At 35.5% G+C, this 17686-nt stretch carries 15 protein-coding genes; 13 read left to right on the top strand and 2 right to left on the bottom strand.

The genetic code is table 11. The features are described from left to right. The first annotated feature begins 22 nt into the window (after window positions 1-22). From ACWIW0_RS02265 to yciH, 5 genes are read left to right on the top strand one after another with little or no spacing between them, the layout of a single operon-like run. Window positions 23-304: an integration host factor subunit beta gene (locus ACWIW0_RS02265; protein WP_454446074.1), complete on the top strand. Its 282-nt coding sequence runs from the start codon at window positions 23-25 to the stop codon at window positions 302-304. A gap of 41 nt (window positions 305-345) precedes the next feature. Continuing rightward, a complete protein-coding gene (locus ACWIW0_RS02270) occupies window positions 346-633 on the top strand; it encodes a LapA family protein (protein ID WP_454452034.1) in 288 nt (95 codons plus the stop codon). Continuing rightward, entirely contained in the window at window positions 633-1823 is a 1191-nt protein-coding gene (gene lapB / locus ACWIW0_RS02275; RefSeq protein WP_454452035.1) for a lipopolysaccharide assembly protein LapB, read from the top strand. Before ACWIW0_RS02270 ends, lapB begins: the two co-directional genes overlap by 1 nt. A 13-nt stretch (window positions 1824-1836) precedes the next feature. Further along, complete coding sequence (gene pyrF / locus ACWIW0_RS02280; protein ID WP_454452036.1) at window positions 1837-2529, top strand: orotidine-5'-phosphate decarboxylase; 693 nt, start codon at window positions 1837-1839, stop codon at window positions 2527-2529. Window positions 2530-2557: 28 nt separating this feature from the next. After that, window positions 2558-2869, top strand: coding sequence for a stress response translation initiation inhibitor YciH (yciH, locus tag ACWIW0_RS02285; RefSeq protein ID WP_454444192.1), 312 nt, complete (start codon window positions 2558-2560; stop codon window positions 2867-2869). 43 nt (window positions 2870-2912) lie between these two features. Here yciH and bioD read toward each other — a convergent pair whose 3' ends face one another. Both bioD and ACWIW0_RS02295 read right to left on the bottom strand, forming a co-directional pair. Further along, complete coding sequence (gene bioD, locus ACWIW0_RS02290; RefSeq protein WP_454452037.1) at window positions 2913-3632, bottom strand: dethiobiotin synthase; 720 nt, start codon at window positions 3630-3632, stop codon at window positions 2913-2915. Between the two features lie 47 nt (window positions 3633-3679). Next, window positions 3680-4882, bottom strand: a complete 1203-nt coding sequence (locus ACWIW0_RS02295) for an ROK family protein (RefSeq protein ID WP_454452038.1) — start codon at window positions 4880-4882, stop codon at window positions 3680-3682. A gap of 153 nt (window positions 4883-5035) precedes the next feature. On the opposite strand from ACWIW0_RS02295, the gene rnd reads away from it, so the two are divergent. The 8 genes from rnd (at window position 5036) to pta (ending at window position 17510) form a co-directional block, all read left to right on the top strand. Continuing rightward, window positions 5036-6181, top strand: a complete 1146-nt coding sequence (rnd, locus tag ACWIW0_RS02300) for a ribonuclease D (RefSeq protein ID WP_454452039.1) — start codon at window positions 5036-5038, stop codon at window positions 6179-6181. A 104-nt stretch (window positions 6182-6285) separates the two neighbouring features. Further along, window positions 6286-7728: a DUF3375 domain-containing protein gene (locus ACWIW0_RS02305; RefSeq protein WP_454452040.1), complete on the top strand. Its 1443-nt coding sequence runs from the start codon at window positions 6286-6288 to the stop codon at window positions 7726-7728. An 11-nt stretch (window positions 7729-7739) separates the two neighbouring features. Further along, on the top strand, window positions 7740-8324 hold the full coding sequence (locus ACWIW0_RS02310) for a DUF4194 domain-containing protein (protein WP_454452041.1): 585 nt from the start codon (window positions 7740-7742) through the stop codon (window positions 8322-8324). A 14-nt stretch (window positions 8325-8338) separates the two neighbouring features. After that, window positions 8339-11719 (top strand): ATP-binding protein, encoded by a 3381-nt coding sequence (locus ACWIW0_RS02315; RefSeq protein WP_454452042.1) that lies wholly within the window; start codon window positions 8339-8341, stop codon window positions 11717-11719. After that, window positions 11712-12893, top strand: coding sequence for a Wadjet anti-phage system protein JetD domain-containing protein (locus ACWIW0_RS02320; protein ID WP_454452043.1), 1182 nt, complete (start codon window positions 11712-11714; stop codon window positions 12891-12893). The genes ACWIW0_RS02315 and ACWIW0_RS02320 overlap by 8 nt, the downstream gene beginning before the upstream one ends. Window positions 12894-13003: 110 nt before the next feature. After that, window positions 13004-13846 (top strand): NADPH-dependent 7-cyano-7-deazaguanine reductase QueF, encoded by an 843-nt coding sequence (gene queF / locus ACWIW0_RS02325; protein ID WP_454452044.1) that lies wholly within the window; start codon window positions 13004-13006, stop codon window positions 13844-13846. A gap of 196 nt (window positions 13847-14042) precedes the next feature. Beyond that, window positions 14043-15245 (top strand): acetate kinase, encoded by a 1203-nt coding sequence (locus ACWIW0_RS02330; RefSeq protein ID WP_454452045.1) that lies wholly within the window; start codon window positions 14043-14045, stop codon window positions 15243-15245. Between the two features lie 129 nt (window positions 15246-15374). After that, window positions 15375-17510: a phosphate acetyltransferase gene (gene pta / locus ACWIW0_RS02335; RefSeq protein ID WP_157393702.1), complete on the top strand. Its 2136-nt coding sequence runs from the start codon at window positions 15375-15377 to the stop codon at window positions 17508-17510. Window positions 17511-17686 lie beyond the last annotated feature (176 nt).

Consider the following 17686-nt stretch of genomic DNA (forward strand, 5'->3'; position numbering starts at 1 on the left):
TTCCTACATTTAAGGAGAAAATATGACTAAATCTGAATTAATTGAGATTTTAACCGCTAAAAATCCTAAATTACCCATTAAATCGGTTGAAGATAGCGTAAAAGAAATTTTAGAACAAATAATGCGAACCTTAGAACAGGGAGAGCGTATTGAAATAAGAGGATTTGGTAGTTTTTCTCTACACTTTCGCCAATCTAGAACAGGAAGAAATCCTAAAACAGGAGAAAGTGTTAAATTATTATCTAAATATGTCCCACATTTTAAAGCTGGGAAAGATTTAAAAGAAAGAGTAGATCATCTTTAATTCTACTTTTTATCACATCAAATAATAGTAATGGAGAACGTATGATAAAATATATTTTGGGATTGGTTATTACTCTTGCTATTATCATTGTTGCGGTCACTATTGGAGCAAATAATGACCAGCTTATTACTTTCAATTATCTTATTGCTAAAAGTGAATTACGTTTATCAACATTAGTTGCAATTTTATTTGGTCTTGGTCTTTTATTAGGCTGGTTAATTACAGGTTTTTTCTACCTAAAATTGAAATTACAGAATATGGCGTTAAATCGTCGTATCAAACGTCAAGCACAACAAATTAATGAGTTAACCTTACCAAAGGCTGAGTAATGCTCGAATTATTATTTCTTCTGCTTCCTATTGCCGCTTTATATGGCTGGTATATGGGGCAGAGAAGTGCGAAGAAAGATCAAGACACTATCAATAATAAATTTTCTCGTGATTATGTCACAGGGTTAAATTTTCTATTATCTAATCAACAGGAAAAGGCTGTAGATCTTTTCCTTTCTATGCTTCAAAAACAAGAATCAGAAAACCAAATCACTACCGATTCGCAATTTGAAGCAGAATTGATGCTCGGAAACTTATTTCGCTCCAGAGGCGAGGTGGATCGAGCATTACGCATTCATCAAGCGTTAGAAAATAATGAAAATTATTCTTTCGAACAAAAATTACTTGCAAAGCAGCAACTTGCCAAAGATTTTATGAGTGCAGGTTTTTATGATCGGGCAGAAAATTATTATATTACGCTACTTGATGAACCTGAATTCGCAACACATTCTCTAACACAACTAATCAGTATTTATCAAAAAACAAGAGAATGGAAAAAAGCGATTAATGTCGCAGAGAAACTATTAAAAATATCTCCTAATACAGATAGAAAGCCACTTGCCCATTTTTACTGTGAGTACGCTCAATCTATAAAAGAAAATAGTAAATTATTTTTAGAATCCTTAAATAAAGCATTAGAATATTTGCCTAACTGTGCAAGAGCATCAATGTTATTGGGCGAGTTTTACTATCAGAAAGAACAATATCACATTGCTTTACAGCATTTAGAACACATCTTAGAACAAGATCCAAGCTATATTAGTGAAGTTCTTAAACAGATTAAGAACTGTTATAATGCTTTAAATCAATTAGAGCAATTTGAATTATTTTTAATTAGAGCTAATCAAATTAAGCATAATAGTAGTGTGGATTTAGCACTGGCAGAATTTATTGAACAAAAAGATGGGGCAGAGGCGGCACAATCAAGTTTATATCAACAAGTGAGACAGTATCCTAATATGATTACCTTTCACCGTTTTATCTATTATCAAATAAATGAAACAGAAAATGGTAGAGGGAAAGATAATTTGGTATTACTGCATAGTATGGTTGGGGACAGAATCCAAAAAGCTTTCCCATATCGATGCTTGAATTGTGGATACCAAAGTTACCGTTTAAATTGGTATTGCCCATCTTGTCGTCAATGGGAAAGCATCAAGCCCATTCAAAGTATTGATGAAGTCATTTAGTTATGAGGAAATTATGAATAGTAAAGTTATTGTTGCATTAGATTATGAAACAGAGCGTGAAGCACTTGCCTTCGTAGATCAAGTTGATCCTTCGCTTTGTCGCTTAAAAGTGGGCAAAGAGATGTTTACTACATTAGGGACAACATTTGTGAAACAACTACAAGAACGCAAATTTGATGTCTTTTTAGATCTTAAATATCACGATATCCCAAATACTGTTGCAAGAGCAGTTCGATCAGCAGCAGATCTTGGCGTTTGGATGGTAGATTTGCACGCATCAGGTGGATTAAGAATGATGGAAACGGCCAAGCAGATTTTGGAACCTTATGGTAAAGATGCTCCATTATTGATTGGTGTTACTGTTCTTACCAGTATGGAAGATTTAGATTTATTACAAATTGGTATTAATGCATCACCAATGGAACAAGTTATTCGTTTAGCTCACTTATGTCAACGTGCAGGATTAGATGGTGTTGTTTGTTCACCACAAGAAGTTGAAGTTTTAAGAGCTCATTGTGGTAAAGATTTTAAATTGGTCACACCAGGTATTCGCCCAGAAGGGAGTGAATTTGGAGATCAGCGTCGTGTAATGACACCAAAACAAGCAATTGAAACTGGTTCGGATTACCTTGTGATTGGCCGTCCAATTACTCAAGCACAAGATCCATTATCAGTATTAAAATCAATCAATAGTTCTATTGTATAAGCGGTTAGATTAGACGGAAATTTTACAAATGACATTAGTTTATTCTACCGAAGTCGGTCGTATTCAACCTGAAAAAGAAAAAGTTGAGCGTCCCAAAGGCGATGGTATTGTGCGAATTCAACGTCAAACAAGTGGACGGAAAGGAAAAGGTGTTTGTGTCATCACAGGACTAGACCTAGATGATAAGGCACTAATGTCTTTAGCTTCAGAATTAAAACGCAGAACAGGTTGCGGGGGTTCAATTAAAGATGGAATTATTGAAATTCAAGGTGACCACCGAGATACTCTTAAACAAATTCTAGAGCAGAAAGGTTTTAGCGTGAAGTTCTCAGGTGGATAACGAATGAGCATAAGGAGTATTAATCTAATACTCCTTTTTTACTCTACTTACTAAAATAGTGCAACAATGGATCAGGATTTTGAATATATTCAGCAAGATTTTTCTTATCAGGGTGACCCAAATAAGGAATTTGACCTAATAGTGGAGCATCAATTCGTTGGCTTAATAACTCAATAAGTTCAGAATAATGACGTAATCCAGGATTAATTCGGTTTGCAACCCAACCAACTAAAGTTCCCCCTTGTTGCTGAATTGCATAAGAGGTTAATAATGCGTGATTAACGCAACCTTCTTTAATGCCAACAACTAGCACCACAGGCATTCGATTTTTTTTGACCCAATCCGCAAAGCTCAACTCTTTGTTGATCGGCGTTAGCCAACCATAAGTACCTTCAACCAATACATTTGTATATTTTTGCTGAAGACGGTTAAGATCTTTATTGAGTTTCTCATCTGAAATATGACGAACAGCATCTAAAGCTGCAAACACAGGTGTACTTGAGTGAATAAAAGAGTAGCTGTTAATTTCTCGATAATGTACAGGGTAAATGCAACTATCTTGAATGATTAACACATCTTTATTATCTTCACACGCATAATCATCTTGATTTGGTTCAGTAGGAAGTGAATCATCACCCCCACAGGCAATAGGTTTATACCCAACAATAGGAATTTCATATTGAGAAATAGTTTGTAGTAATGCACGGGTTACAATGGTTTTTCCAACATTAGTATCCGTTCCTGCAATAAATAAAGCTGGCATTTTTTGTTCTCTCGACAGACACATTTAATACCAGTCTAACAAATTATTTACAATTGAATTATGTTTTGAATCAAATTTCCGTTATAAATTTCATATTTTATTGCCACTGATGGAATTTCTGGGCTATCCCATTCATATTGGCTAGTAACTAAATCAATATTTAACCCCTCTTGACGAAGACTAGCGGTAATTTTCTGCTCAATTTTTGTAAATAGTATATTTTTAATTGATACTAGGGGTGAGCAGAGCATAATTTTTTCTGTTGAAAAAATACTAATTAAATTAAGCAATACATAGGATAAATTATCACAAATATGCTCTAAAATGAGCAATGCAGAAGAATTATCTTCTAAAATAGCTTGGCATAAGTCATCAATTTTAGTTTGCAATGTATTGTTACGATTATCAGGATAGTAATAATCAATCAATTTCTCTAATGCAGAAAAAGTAATCTGATTGATAAGCTGATAGCGTTCAATATCACTTAAATTTTGCCCAACTATATCACTTAATTCACTAAATTTAGGCATTACCATTCGATCAACGTTCATTCGTTTATATTCATTTTTATGAAGTAGCTCCCCACGCAATAGAACACTAAGATTAATTTCATCATCTAGTTGTAGAAAAATCACATCATCGTGGCTAATTAAGCTACCTAGTGTAGATTCTGCGAGTAGCCAAAGCTGAAAATGCTCATTGATAAGAATTGGTTTATTTAGACGTTTTTCTAATATCTCTCTTAAGTTACAATGTAACGAATAATTACCTAATTGAGTAATTACATTCTTCGTTTTATCAAGTTTCCCCACAATACTGACAGAAACAGCACAAAGTCTTTCATCATCAATTGGATTATTTCCTAGAAAATCATCTAATGCGTTTAATAACACCTTATCAATAATCAAATTATCAGGTAGAGGATATTTTGCTTGATAAATTGGTTTGCCTGAAAGTTCACATAAAAAGATAGAAAGTGTTGTAGAAGAAATCGTTATACATAAATAATTCCAGTGAAAAGGGGAGAGCGATAATCCCACTGCCGGACGTCCACGACTAGGTAAATTTTGTGCTGTTCGCTCTAAAACAAGGCGATTATCAATTAAAATTTTAGTAAGCCCTGTAATGGAAGCGGGGGCATAACCTGATAATTTTGCAATATCGGTACGAGAAATTAGTTCAAATTGTTCAATGAGTTGGTAAACTTGCCCAAGATGTTGATATTTATAATCATTAGAAGCGGTTTTCATATATTCCCTTCATTATCACTCCATAAGATAATTTCTTTATTTTGCAATCTTTGGGTAAAATGGCAAACTGTTTTACTCAATTATGCGATAAAGCTCACAAAATTATTTTATCCAACGAAAAAATTATATCTTTTAGCAAAGAAGCGAATAAAAATGAATCAACAGATTGAATTTAATTGGATCCAAACTAATCAAGAATTACAAACTGCCTGTTTATCAATACAGCAACAATCTCTTTTAGCACTAGATACTGAATTTGTTCGCACTCGAACTTATTATCCACAATTAGGGCTAATTCAGCTTTATGATGGTAAACAAGCGTATCTTATCGACCCTTTGAATATTACCGATTTTTCCCCATTTATTGCACTATTAAGTAATCAGAATATATTAAAAATACTGCACGCTTGCGGTGAAGATTTAGACATATTTCAACACTATTTTAAGCAAATGCCTGAACCAATGATTGATACTCAAGTAATGAGTGCATTTATTGGATTAGGTTCATCAATCGGTTTTTCTAAATTAGTGGCTAATTATTGTCAGGTTGAACTGGATAAATCGACTTCACGCACAGATTGGCTAAAACGCCCACTCAGCGAAAAACAACTACAATATGCTGTTTCAGATGTATGGTATCTATTGCCTGTTTATCAGCAAATTAAAACACTATTAGCCCAAACTGAATGGGAATGTGCGGTAAATGAAGAGTGTCAAACACTTAAACAAAAACGTCAAATAGAACTCAATATTGAAAAAGGTTATACAAAAATTGCAAATGCGTGGCAGCTTAACTCCACAGAATTAACGATTCTCAAATTGCTAGAAAAATGGCGAATTGAAGAGGCACAAAAACGAGATATTGCGTTAAATTTTATCGTAAAAGAGCAAGCATTACGGCAAATTGCAAAAGATCAGCCAAAACATACCGCTCAATTATTGGAATTTATGCATCCAAATGAAGTAAGACGTTATGGCAAAAAGTTGTTGTTATTAGTTGAACAAGGGAAAAATATCCCAAAATCTGAACAAGTATCAGAAATTAAGCGTTTAATTGATGAACCGAATTACAAGCGAGATTTAGCTTTTCTTAAAAAATCATTGGAAAAAAATAAACCACAGAATTTAGCGGTTGAGCTTTTTGCAAGTAAACGTCAATTAGATCAATTATTCAAATGGCACATTAAAGGACAATGTGAATCGCATTTACCAGAATTACTACAAGGCTGGAGAGAACCTTTTGGTAAAAAATTATGGGAAAGTTACCGCTTGTTTTTGAGTGATACGAGTGAAAAATGAGAAAAAAGTGGAAACAAACAAGAAAAAATATAACAATCTCACAACTAGCTGAAGATAACCAGAAAGTGATTGAAGCGATTGCTACTTTAATTTAAGGAGATGCAATGTCATTTGACTTTTTTACCCTGAAAACTTACCGAGCCAATCACCCTGCGTGGCGATTACTTTGTTCTGATCACGCACCGTTAATTGTAAGCTTTTTACATAAATCTTTTATTGAACCAAATGAACGCTTAATGGAAGAATCTAGATTAAGTGAAATGCTAGAAGATACACTATTTCAATTGCGTGAACAGCTAGGCGAAAAAACCTTTCCCAAAACAGCAAAAGAGTACCTTAATGATTGGGCTGCAACAGAAAATGCTTGGCTACGTAAGTTTTATAAAACAGGTAGTGATGAAGCACAATTTGACTTAATGCCTGCCACTGAAAAGGCGATAAGTTGGTTAAATCAGCTTGCTAGCCGCCAGTTTGTGGGAACCGAATCACGTCTTTTAACCCTGTTTAATTTGCTCAAAGATATTCGTCAAGGCAGTGAGCTTACCCCTGAAAAACGTATTGCCGAATTGGAAAAACAAAAATACGAAATTGAACAAGAAATTGCCAAAGTGCGAGCAGGAGAACTTTCTTTATTAGATGACACTGCAGTCAAAGAGCGTTTTTTACAATTCAGTCAAGGGGCAAAAGAATTACTTTCTGATTTCCGAGAGGTTGAACACAATTTCCGCCAACTTGATACTAAAGTTCGCCGTCAGATTGCGTTATGGGAGGGTAGTAAGGGAGAGTTACTTGCCGAAATTATGGGAGAACGTGATGCCATCTCAGATTCTGATCAAGGGAGAAGTTTTCGGGCTTTTTGGGATTTTCTACTTTCACAGCAACGTCAACAAGAATTTAGTGAGCTACTTGAACATATTCTTTCCTTACCCGCTATCCGTTCGTTACACAGCGATCTACAACAACATATTCATTATGATTGGTTGGAAGCGGGCGAACACACTCAGCGTACCGTTGCTCAGCTATCCCAGCAACTCCGTCATTTCTTAGATGATAAAGCGTGGCTGGAAAATCGCCGAATTATGGAGATATTTCGTAGTATTGAGAGCAAGGTATTTGAGTTATCGGAAGACACTATTAGAGGAGATGCAATGAATCTCGATGAAGCAAAAATTGAGTTAGCATTGCCAATGGAGCGCCCTCTTTACGCACCAGTACAAAAAATGCAACTAGAGAATACAATGCTTGAGTTAGGAGCAGAAAACCTTGCTGATGCACAAGCTTTATTCCAGCAATCTCGAGTGGATAAAACACAACTTATCCAACATATTCGTCAAAGTTTACGTACTGAAAGCCAAATATCTTTACAAAAAATTATCGAAAACCGACCGCTTGAGCAGGGGTTGGCAGAATTAGTCAGTTATTTGCAGCTTGATCAACAACCTTATTTTAAATTGGTTATTGATGAAGAACACCAAGAAAAAATTAGTTGGCAAAGTGGAGATAAAATCCGAAATGCAGTATTGCCGAAAATTATTTTTACTAAATAAAAAGGGAGGTAATGGTGTTTAATAAAGAAGATTCTACCTTATCGGATATTCTAATTGCCTTGATTAAAGGCATTGTTTATCGAGAAAATAATGAAAAATTGTGGGGCGAGTTATTGAATAAGCATAATGAAGTCAGCGATTATTTTTCATTACTACACTTAAATTTAATTTTAGATGAAGCAGAGGGTTATGCTTTTTTAAAAGGTAAACCTGATACTGATGAAATCATTTACCCTAAACTTACTCCTCGCCGTCAATTAACCTTCCAAGTCTCGCTTCTACTGACATTGTTACGCAAAAGTTTAGTTGAGTTTGATTCAGAAAATAGCGATACTCGTTTAATTTTAAGTCAAAGCCAATTAGTGGATTTAATGAAAACCTATTTAAAGGAAGAAACGAATCAAGCCAAATTGTCAGATAAAATCGAAAGCTATGTTAATAAAGTCGTAGAATTAGGCTTTTTACAGAAATTAAAATCCCATCAAAATGAACCGCACTATGAAGTCAAACGTATATTAAAAGCCTTTATTGATGTGGAATGGTTAAATAATTTTGATCATTGGCTGGCAGAATCATTAAATGCGCAAAGAAAATAAAAGGGGAATAAATTATGCAACAGGGCTTAGAATTAGAATTTTTAGAAGATAATAATTTAGCGGGTTTTCGCCTTCAGAAATTGGAGATATTAAATTGGGGAACCTTTAACCAAAAAATCTGGCAATTAGAAATCAATGGCAAGAATGGTTTATTAACGGGCGATATTGGTTCAGGAAAATCTACTGTGGTTGATGCTATTACGACTTTGCTCGTTCCAGCTAATCGTATTGCTTATAACAAAGCAGCAGGGGCAGAGAGCAAAGAGCGGAATTTACGTTCTTATGTGTTAGGTTATTATAAATCGGAGCGAGATAATGAAACAGGTATCGTCAAACCAGCACAGCTTCGCAATAACAGCAGCTATTCAGTTATTCTAGGAGTATTTTATAACGAAGGATATGACCAATATATCACCCTTGCTCAAGTTTTTTGGTTAAAGGAACAGCAAACTCAGCCTGCACGCTTTTTTGTTGGCGCAGAAAAGCAACTTTCCATCAGCGAACATTTTGCAAATTTTGGTTCAGAAATGACCGCTTTACGCAAAAAACTGCGTCAAATGGAAATTGATACTTTTGATACGTTTCCGCCTTATTCGGCTTGGTTTCGTCGCCGTTTTGGTATTCAAAACGATCAAGCCTTAGAACTTTTTCACCAAACCGTATCAATGAAATCCGTTGGTAATTTAACCGAGTTTGTCCGTAGCCATATGCTAGAGCCTTTTGAAGAAACTCAGCAACGCATTGAACATCTTTTACTTCATTTTGATGATTTGAATCGTGCTTATCAGGCAGTGTTAAAGGCGGAAGATCAAGTTAGTTTACTCACTCCAATTGTACAGTCTTGTCAGCAATATCAGCAAATAGAGCAACAAATTGCGAATATTTCATATCAGATTGACCAACTACCGCCTTATTTCAATATGCGTAAATGTCAATTATTAGAGAAACAATTAACGCAATTAGAGCAAGAATGTCAAAACACAAGTGAAAATATTCAAAAGTTAGAATTAGTTAAAGCAGAGCAGGCTAAAAAACTTGATCAAATTAAATGGGATATTCAACAAAATGGCGGAAATCGTTTAACGGAATTAAAGCAGCAAATTCAAGAGAAAGAACGAATTAAAACGGAACGTTTAAGTAAATTTGAACAGTATAAAAAACAGATTACCGAACTAGATGAAATTATAGCCACAAATCAAACAGATTTTATTACGCAGAAGAGCAAACTTGCTCAAAAACATCAGCTAATTGAACAGCAGATTACGGAGCAACGCAACCTAGAGGTTGAGGCAACAACGGATTTACGCCATTTAGAAAAAGAGAGCAGTGGTTTAAATGATGAAATTCAAAGTTTAAAGCAGCGTGAAAATAATATTAGTCGCCGTCAGATTGAAATTCGTCAGCAGTTATGCCAAGCATTAAATTTGAATGTAGAACATTTGCCTTTTATTGGTGAATTATTACAAGTTAAGGAAAGCGAGAAAGATTGGGAAGGTGCAGCAGAACGTTTATTACATAATTTTGCTCTTTCAATGATTGTTTCTGAAGAACATTATGCCAAAGTGGCGGATTGGGTAAATAATAATCATCTCAATGGGCGAATGGTTTATTACAAAGTCAATAAACATCAAACAATGTTAAGCAGTGAATTACACCCTGATTCACTTATTTATAAATTGGAAATTAAGCCAAATACACCATTTTATCAATGGCTTGAAAATGAATTATATAAACGCTTTGATTTTGCGGCTTGTGATTCTGCCGAACAATTTCGTCGAGAAAGCAAGGCAATTACCCAAAAGGGGCAAATTAAAGATAAAACGGGACGACACGAAAAAGATGACCGTTATCGCATTGATGATCGCAGCCGTTATGTTTTAGGTTGGTCGAATGCCGAGAAAATTACAGCTCTAACTCAAACGCTTAAACAATATGAACGCCAATTAAATCAAATTCAGCAGAAAATTATTGGCTATAAACAAACGCAAAGTACATTAGATAAACAGAATAAATTACTGGTACGTTTAGAAGCATTCCAAACTTTTGCGGAAATTGATTTTGAAACAATTGTACGAGAAATTGCTTTATTAAACGATGAATATCAGCAATTACAAGCTAGCTCAAATATTCTGAACCAATTAAATGCTCAATTAAAAACGCTAGAAATTGAGATGAAGGAGAGCGAGAAGAAATATGTTGAGCTTATCGCTCATAAGGGGGGATTAGACAGTGGAATTAACTCAACCAAAACAGATTTAGAAATGACGGTGCTGTTGGTGGAAGAAACACCTATCGCACCTGATTTAATAGAGAAACTCAATCAAGACTTAAATGAATTATTAATGTCGCTAAATCGCCGTAGTTTAACCTTGGCGAACTGTGGTGATATGGAAAATAAATTACGCACTAAATTTACAAGTGAAAACAAGACATTATCGAACAATCAAGAGCGAGAAAGAGATAATATCACCAAAAAAATGTCGCAGTTTAATCATAAATATCCGCTTGAGACGAATGAATTTGATCCGAGTATTCAATCCTATCTAGAATACGAAGCCTTTTTAAATCGCCTCAATGCCGATGATTTACCGAAATTTGTTGCTCAATTTAAAAAGCTATTGAACGAAAATACGATCAATGAGATTGCTAATTTAAATGCCCAATTAAATCGGGAAAGAGAAACCATTAAACAGCGAATAGGCATTATTAACCGCTCACTTGAAAGTATTGATTATAATCCTGATCGTTATATTTCGTTAGAAACAGAAATCAATCCTGATGTAGAAATTCGTCAATTTCAGCTCGATTTACGAGCTTGTACCGAAGGGGCAGTTACAGGATCAGAAGGCAACCAATACTCTGAAGCTAAATTTTTACAAGTGAAGGCTATTGTTGATCGCCTTCGTGGGCGTGAAGGCTTGACAGAGCAGGACAAACGCTGGACGGCAAAAGTTACTGATGTACGAAATTGGTTCTTGTTTTCTGCTACTGAGCGTTGGCGAGCGGATCATTCTGAACACGAACATTATCCTGATTCTGGCGGTAAATCAGGTGGGCAAAAAGAAAAACTTGCTTATACTATCTTAGCTGCAAGCCTTGCTTATCAATTTGGTTTGGAATTTGGTGTAACTCGTTCAAGATCTTTCCGCTTTGTGATGATTGATGAGGCTTTTGGTCGAGGTTCTGATGAGTCAGCACAATACGGACTACGTTTATTTAAACAGCTTAATTTGCAGTTACTCATTGTTACTCCGCTACAAAAAGTGGATATTATTGAGCCTTTTGTCTCTAGTGTGTGTTTGGTGAAAAATCAGGACGGAGCAAATTCTCGTTTATTGAATTTAACCATTGAAGAGTATCAGATACAGAAAGCAGCGGAGCAGTTGAATGCTTAATTGGACAACGGAAAAAACGATTAAAAACGAGTTGATAAAACGCTGGGAAAAGGGGAGTTTTCTAAGCCAAGAAATCTTCCAAGAGTCGATTTTTCCATTGAAGCTAAAATTAGCAAAACCCACATCCGCTGATATTACTAGCCAGTTTGAACAGGTGCGAAAGTGGGTAATGCATTTAACTTCACTTAATTATTTAACGATTGAATGGAAAACCATTAATCATCGTATTCAAGGTGAGCAAAAAATTCCTGAAAGGATTTATATCGCTGATCTTGAAACATTATTGACTTTATTAAATAAGAAAAAAGAACACCGCACTTTTTTACAAATTCTGCAAATTTCTCAACGTATTGAACCGCTTGTGTTACCTTGGTTAGCGAAAAACGCTTTAAAATCTTTAGCATTAGCAGATGATTGGGAGAAGTTACTCTCCGTTGTTATTTGGCGTAAAACACATTCAAAACCGCATATTTATTTACGTCAAGTGAATATTCCAGATGTGCATACTAAATTTATTGAAACTCACCGAACAGTATTAGCTGAATTATTGGATTTAGTGTTAGATGAAACAGAAATCCAGCGAGAATATAGCGGCATTTCACAATTTGTTTTACGCTACGGCTTTTTAGATAAGCCAAAACATATTCGCTTGCGGAATTTAGATAAAGGTTATCCTATTCAGCCAAGCAGTGCATATAGCGATATTTATTTAGACAGCCTAACTTTTTCCCAATTAACACCCAAAATTAAAAAGGTGTTTATTATAGAAAACGAAATTAATTTTTTATCATTTCCCGAAATTCCTCATAGTTGGGCGATATTTGGTGCAGGTTACGGTTGGTGCTTATTAGCAAATGCCACCTGGCTAAATCAATGCCAAATATATTATTGGGGCGATATTGATACGCACGGTTTTGCCATATTAAACCAACTACGCAGTTATTTCCCCAACGCAATTTCATTTTTAATGGATAGCGAAACGCTACTAGCACATAAATCTTTTTGGAGTAAAGAAGCAAAACAGCAAACAGGAGAACTTCAGTATTTAACCGAAGCAGAAAACAAACTTTACGCTGCATTAGTGAATAATACATTTGGAGATAATGTGAGATTAGAACAGGAGTTTGTAGGGTTTGATAAAATAAAAGTTGTACTACGACAAGAAGGTCTTTAGCTCAAAATATAAAATAAGTTTTAAATTTCAATTTTTAAACTTTATAGCAACAAATTTCGCATAATGTAGATTATGTTAAATTATAAGTAAAAATCAGGAAAAATGAAAACATGAAATACGAAGATCAAAGTTTACAAGCCCTAAAATTAGGACAGCAAACAAACTACCTTTCACAATATGATGCAACCTTACTACAAGGAGTACCTAGAAAATTAAATCGTCAAGACTTAGGTATTATTGAACACCAACCCTTCTCTATTGGTTGTGATTTGTGGACAGCTTATGAAATTTCGTGGCTAAATATGAATGGTGTTCCACAAGTTGCTATTGCTGATATTTTTGTTGATTTCCGTAGCGAAAACTTAATAGAGTCTAAAAGTTTCAAGCTCTATTTAAATAGTTTTAACCAAACTAAATTTAGCTCTTTTCGTGAAGTTGAACGAGTTATTCAGCAAGATTTACAGCACTGTGCAAATGGTAATGTTATTGTGAAATTACATTCATTATCAAGCTATACGGCACAGCCTATTGTAGCGTTTTCAGGTGATTGCATTGATGCTCAGGAAATCATCATTGATGATTATAATTTTGATGCTAATTTATTAGCCGATTGTACAGAAAATATTTGGGTGGAAGAAACACTGACAAGTCATTTATTGAAATCAAATTGCTTAATTACTCAACAACCAGATTGGGGAAGTGTTCAAATTCACTATGTTGGTAAAAAAATCAATCGTGAAAAATTATTACGTTATATTGTGTCATTTCGACAACATAACGAATTCCACGAGCAATGTGTAGAACGAATTTTTTGTGATTTGATGCGTTTTGCTAGTCCAGAAAAATTAACTGTTTATGCTCGTTATACACGTCGAGGAGGCTTGGATATTAACCCTTATCGCTCTAACTTTGAGCCCTTCCCTACTGAAAATACGCGTTTGGCTAGACAGTAATCAATTCATATATCAATTATAATAATTACGTTGTCACGATTATAAAAGGTAATTTTTGATATTTGAATAAATATTGATGCTTTTCAAGCTTTTGTAGGGATAATAATTTATTTTAATCCGTAAAAAGTGTATTCTATGCGGGTATTTGCGTTTTACACGTATTCATTCACTTCAACATTATTAGGTAATTTTAATTATGTCTAAAAACTTAGTTCTCATCTTAAACTGCGGTAGTTCATCGCTAAAATTTGCAATTTTAGATCCAGTAACAGGTGACGAGAAATTATCTGGCTTAGCGGAAAATTTCCACTTAGCAGATGCTCGTATCAAATGGAAATTAAATGGTGAAAAAGGTGCAGCAGATTTAGGTGCAGGTGCAGCACATAGCGAAGCGTTAAATTATATTGTTTCAAATATTTTAAGTGCAGAATTAAAAGATAGTATTGGTGCTATTGGTCACCGTATCGTTCACGGTGGTGAAAAATATACTTCTTCTATTGTTATCACGCCAGAAGTTATTGAAGGAATCAAAGAAGCGGCAGCATTTGCACCACTTCACAACCCTGCTCACTTAATTGGTATTGAAGAAGCATTTAAAGCATTCCCAGAATTAAAAGAGAAAAACGTAGCCGTATTTGATACAGCATTCCACCAAACAATGCCAGAACAAGCATACTTATATGCTCTACCTTACTCTCTTTATAAAGAACACGGTGTTCGCCGTTACGGTTTCCACGGGACAAGCCACTACTATGTAAGTCGTGAAGCAGCAAAAGTATTAGGCATTCCAGCTGAAAAGGCAAATATCATTACTTGTCACTTAGGTAATGGTGCTTCTGTTGCTGCAATCCGTAATGGTGAATGTATTGATACTTCAATGGGCTTTACACCACTCGAAGGTTTAGTAATGGGTACACGTTCAGGTGATTTAGACCCTGCTATCATCTTCTTTATGCACAATACTTTAGGAATGTCAGTAAAAGAAATCGAAGAAACTTTAGTGAAAAAATCTGGTTTATTAGGTTTAACAGAAGTTACTAGTGACTGTCGTTTTGCTGAAGATAATTATAATGACAAACCAGAAGCTAAACGTGCAATGGACGGTTTCTGCTATCGTTTAGCGAAATATATCGGTTCTTATATGGCAATTTTAGGTGATGACCGCTTAGATGCTATCGTATTCACTGGTGGAATTGGTGAAAATGCAGGTCCTGTGCGTGAATTAACTCTAAATTACTTGAAATTATTCGGTATTAAAGTAGATAGCGAGAAAAATACTGCAGCTCGTTTTGGTAAATCAGGTGAAATTACTACAACAGATTCTGCATTCCGTGCATTTGTTATTCCAACAAATGAAGAACTTGTTATTGCACAAGATACTGCGCGTTTAGCGTTATAATAACTAACCTGCCGTAAGGCAGGTTTTTATTTTCAGCTCAAGCGGTTGGATTTGATTAAAAATTTGCAAATTATTGATGAAAATTCCCCGCTTGTATCAACAAACTCAAACTAAAGTTAGGAAAAAATTATGTCAAGAACAATTATTTTAATCCCAACGACAACAGGGGTTGGCCTAACAAGCGTCAGCCTTGGTCTTGTTCACGCCCTTGAACAAAAAGGTGCTAAAGTCGGTTTTTTAAAACCAATTGCTCAACCAATTAGCGGTGAAGATACTTTAGATCGCTCTACAACCATTATTCGTGCGGCACAATCAACAGAAACTGGTGAGCCGTTTATGTTAAGTGCAGCAGAAACATTGATTGGTCAAAATCAATCTGATGTTTTACTCGAGAAAATTGTTGAACGTCATCAACAATTAAGCAAAAACTGTGAGATTGTTGTAGTTGAAGGGCTAATCCCAACACGCAAAAATTCCTATGCAAATAGTATCAACTATGATATTGCTCAGGCACTTGATGCGGAAATCGTATTAGTTGCTGCACCTGGTGCAGATAAACCTTCAGAGTTAAAAGAGCGTATTGAAGCGGCAGCATCTGAATTTGGTGGACGTCATAACCCTAACCTATTAGGTGTTATCATCAATAAGTTCAATGCTCCTGTTGATGAGTCTGGTCGTACTCGCCCTGATTTAACAGAAATCTTTGATTCATTCCAACACAGCGTAAATACTGAAAATGAAGTTGAAAAATTATTTAGTCAAAGCCCAATTAAATTATTAGCTTGTATTGCTTGGAACTCAGATTTAATTGCAACTCGTGCAATTGATTTAGCAAAACACTTGAATGCAGCAATTATCAATGAAGGTGAAATTCACTCTCGCCGTATTCGTAGCGTAACTTTCTGTGCAAGAAGCCTTCCACATATGGTTGATCACTTTAAAGCAGGTAGTTTATTAGTGACTTCTGCCGATCGTCCTGATGTATTAGTGGCAGCATCTCTCGCTGCGATGAACGGTGTTGAGTTAGGGGCAATTCTTTTAACGGGTGGTTATAAAATTGATTCACAAATTGCCAAACTTTGCCAACGAGCATTTGAAACTGGTTTACCTATTTTCCGTAGTGAAGGTAATACGTGGCAAACATCATTAAGCCTACAAAGTTTCAGCTTAGAAGTACCTGTTGATGATAAAGAGCGTATTGCGGCAATTAAAGAATATGTTTCATCACAAATTGATGGTGAGTTTGTAGATCGCATTTCAACAGCCTCTGTTCGAGCTCGTCGCCTCTCCCCTGCGGCTTTCCGTTATCAATTAACGGAGTTTGCTCGTGCAGCGAAAAAACGTATTGTATTACCAGAAGGCGATGAACCTCGTACAGTTAAAGCTGCCGCATTATGTGCTGAAAGAGGTATTGCAGAATGTATCTTATTAGCAAACCCTGATGAAGTACAACGTGTTGCAGAAGCTCAAGGTGTTCAATTAGGTAAAGGTATTACGATTATTGATCCTGTTACTGTTCGTGAAAACTACGTTGCTCGTTTAGTTGAACTACGCAAAAATAAAGGTATGACGGAAGTGGTTGCTCGTGAGCAATTAGAAGATAACGTTGTTCTTGGTACAATGATGCTAGAAGCTGACGAAGTTGATGGCTTAGTTTCTGGTGCAGTGCATACCACTGCGAATACAATTCGCCCACCTATGCAAATTATCAAGACTGCACCAGGTAGCTCAATTGTATCTTCTGTATTCTTTATGTTATTGCCAGATCAAGTACTTGTTTATGGTGACTGTGCAGTAAATCCAGATCCAAGTGCGGAACAATTAGCTGAAATTGCAATTCAATCTGCAGATTCTGCAAAATCATTTGGTATTGATCCTCGTGTTGCAATGATTTCTTATTCAACAGGAACATCAGGTTCAGGAGCGGATGTTGAGAAAGTGGCTGAAGCGACTCGTTTGGCAAAAGAAAAACGCCCAGATCTCATTATTGATGGTCCACTACAATACGATGCTGCGATTATGGAAGATGTTGCTCGTTCTAAAGCACCAAACTCCCCTGTTGCAGGTAAAGCCACGGTATTCGTATTCCCTGATTTAAATACAGGTAATACAACCTATAAAGCCGTTCAACGTTCTGCTGATTTAGTCTCGATTGGTCCAATGCTACAAGGTATGCGTAAACCTGTAAATGACCTTTCTCGTGGTGCGTTAGTAGATGATATTGTGTACACTATTGCATTAACAGCAATTCAAGCAACACAATAGAATAATATAAAAATTGTAGGGGCAAATAATTGCCCTATACCAAATCTACATCAATTTATTTAGGGGCTAATGTATTAGCCCCTACGTTTTTAAATCCTGAAAAACACTCATTTAGCTTTGTAGGGTTGAACCCTACCCCACTAATAATTTCTTTAAGTTTCTAAAAAATATAAAAG

Source organism: Ursidibacter sp. B-7004-1, assembly GCF_053654055.1.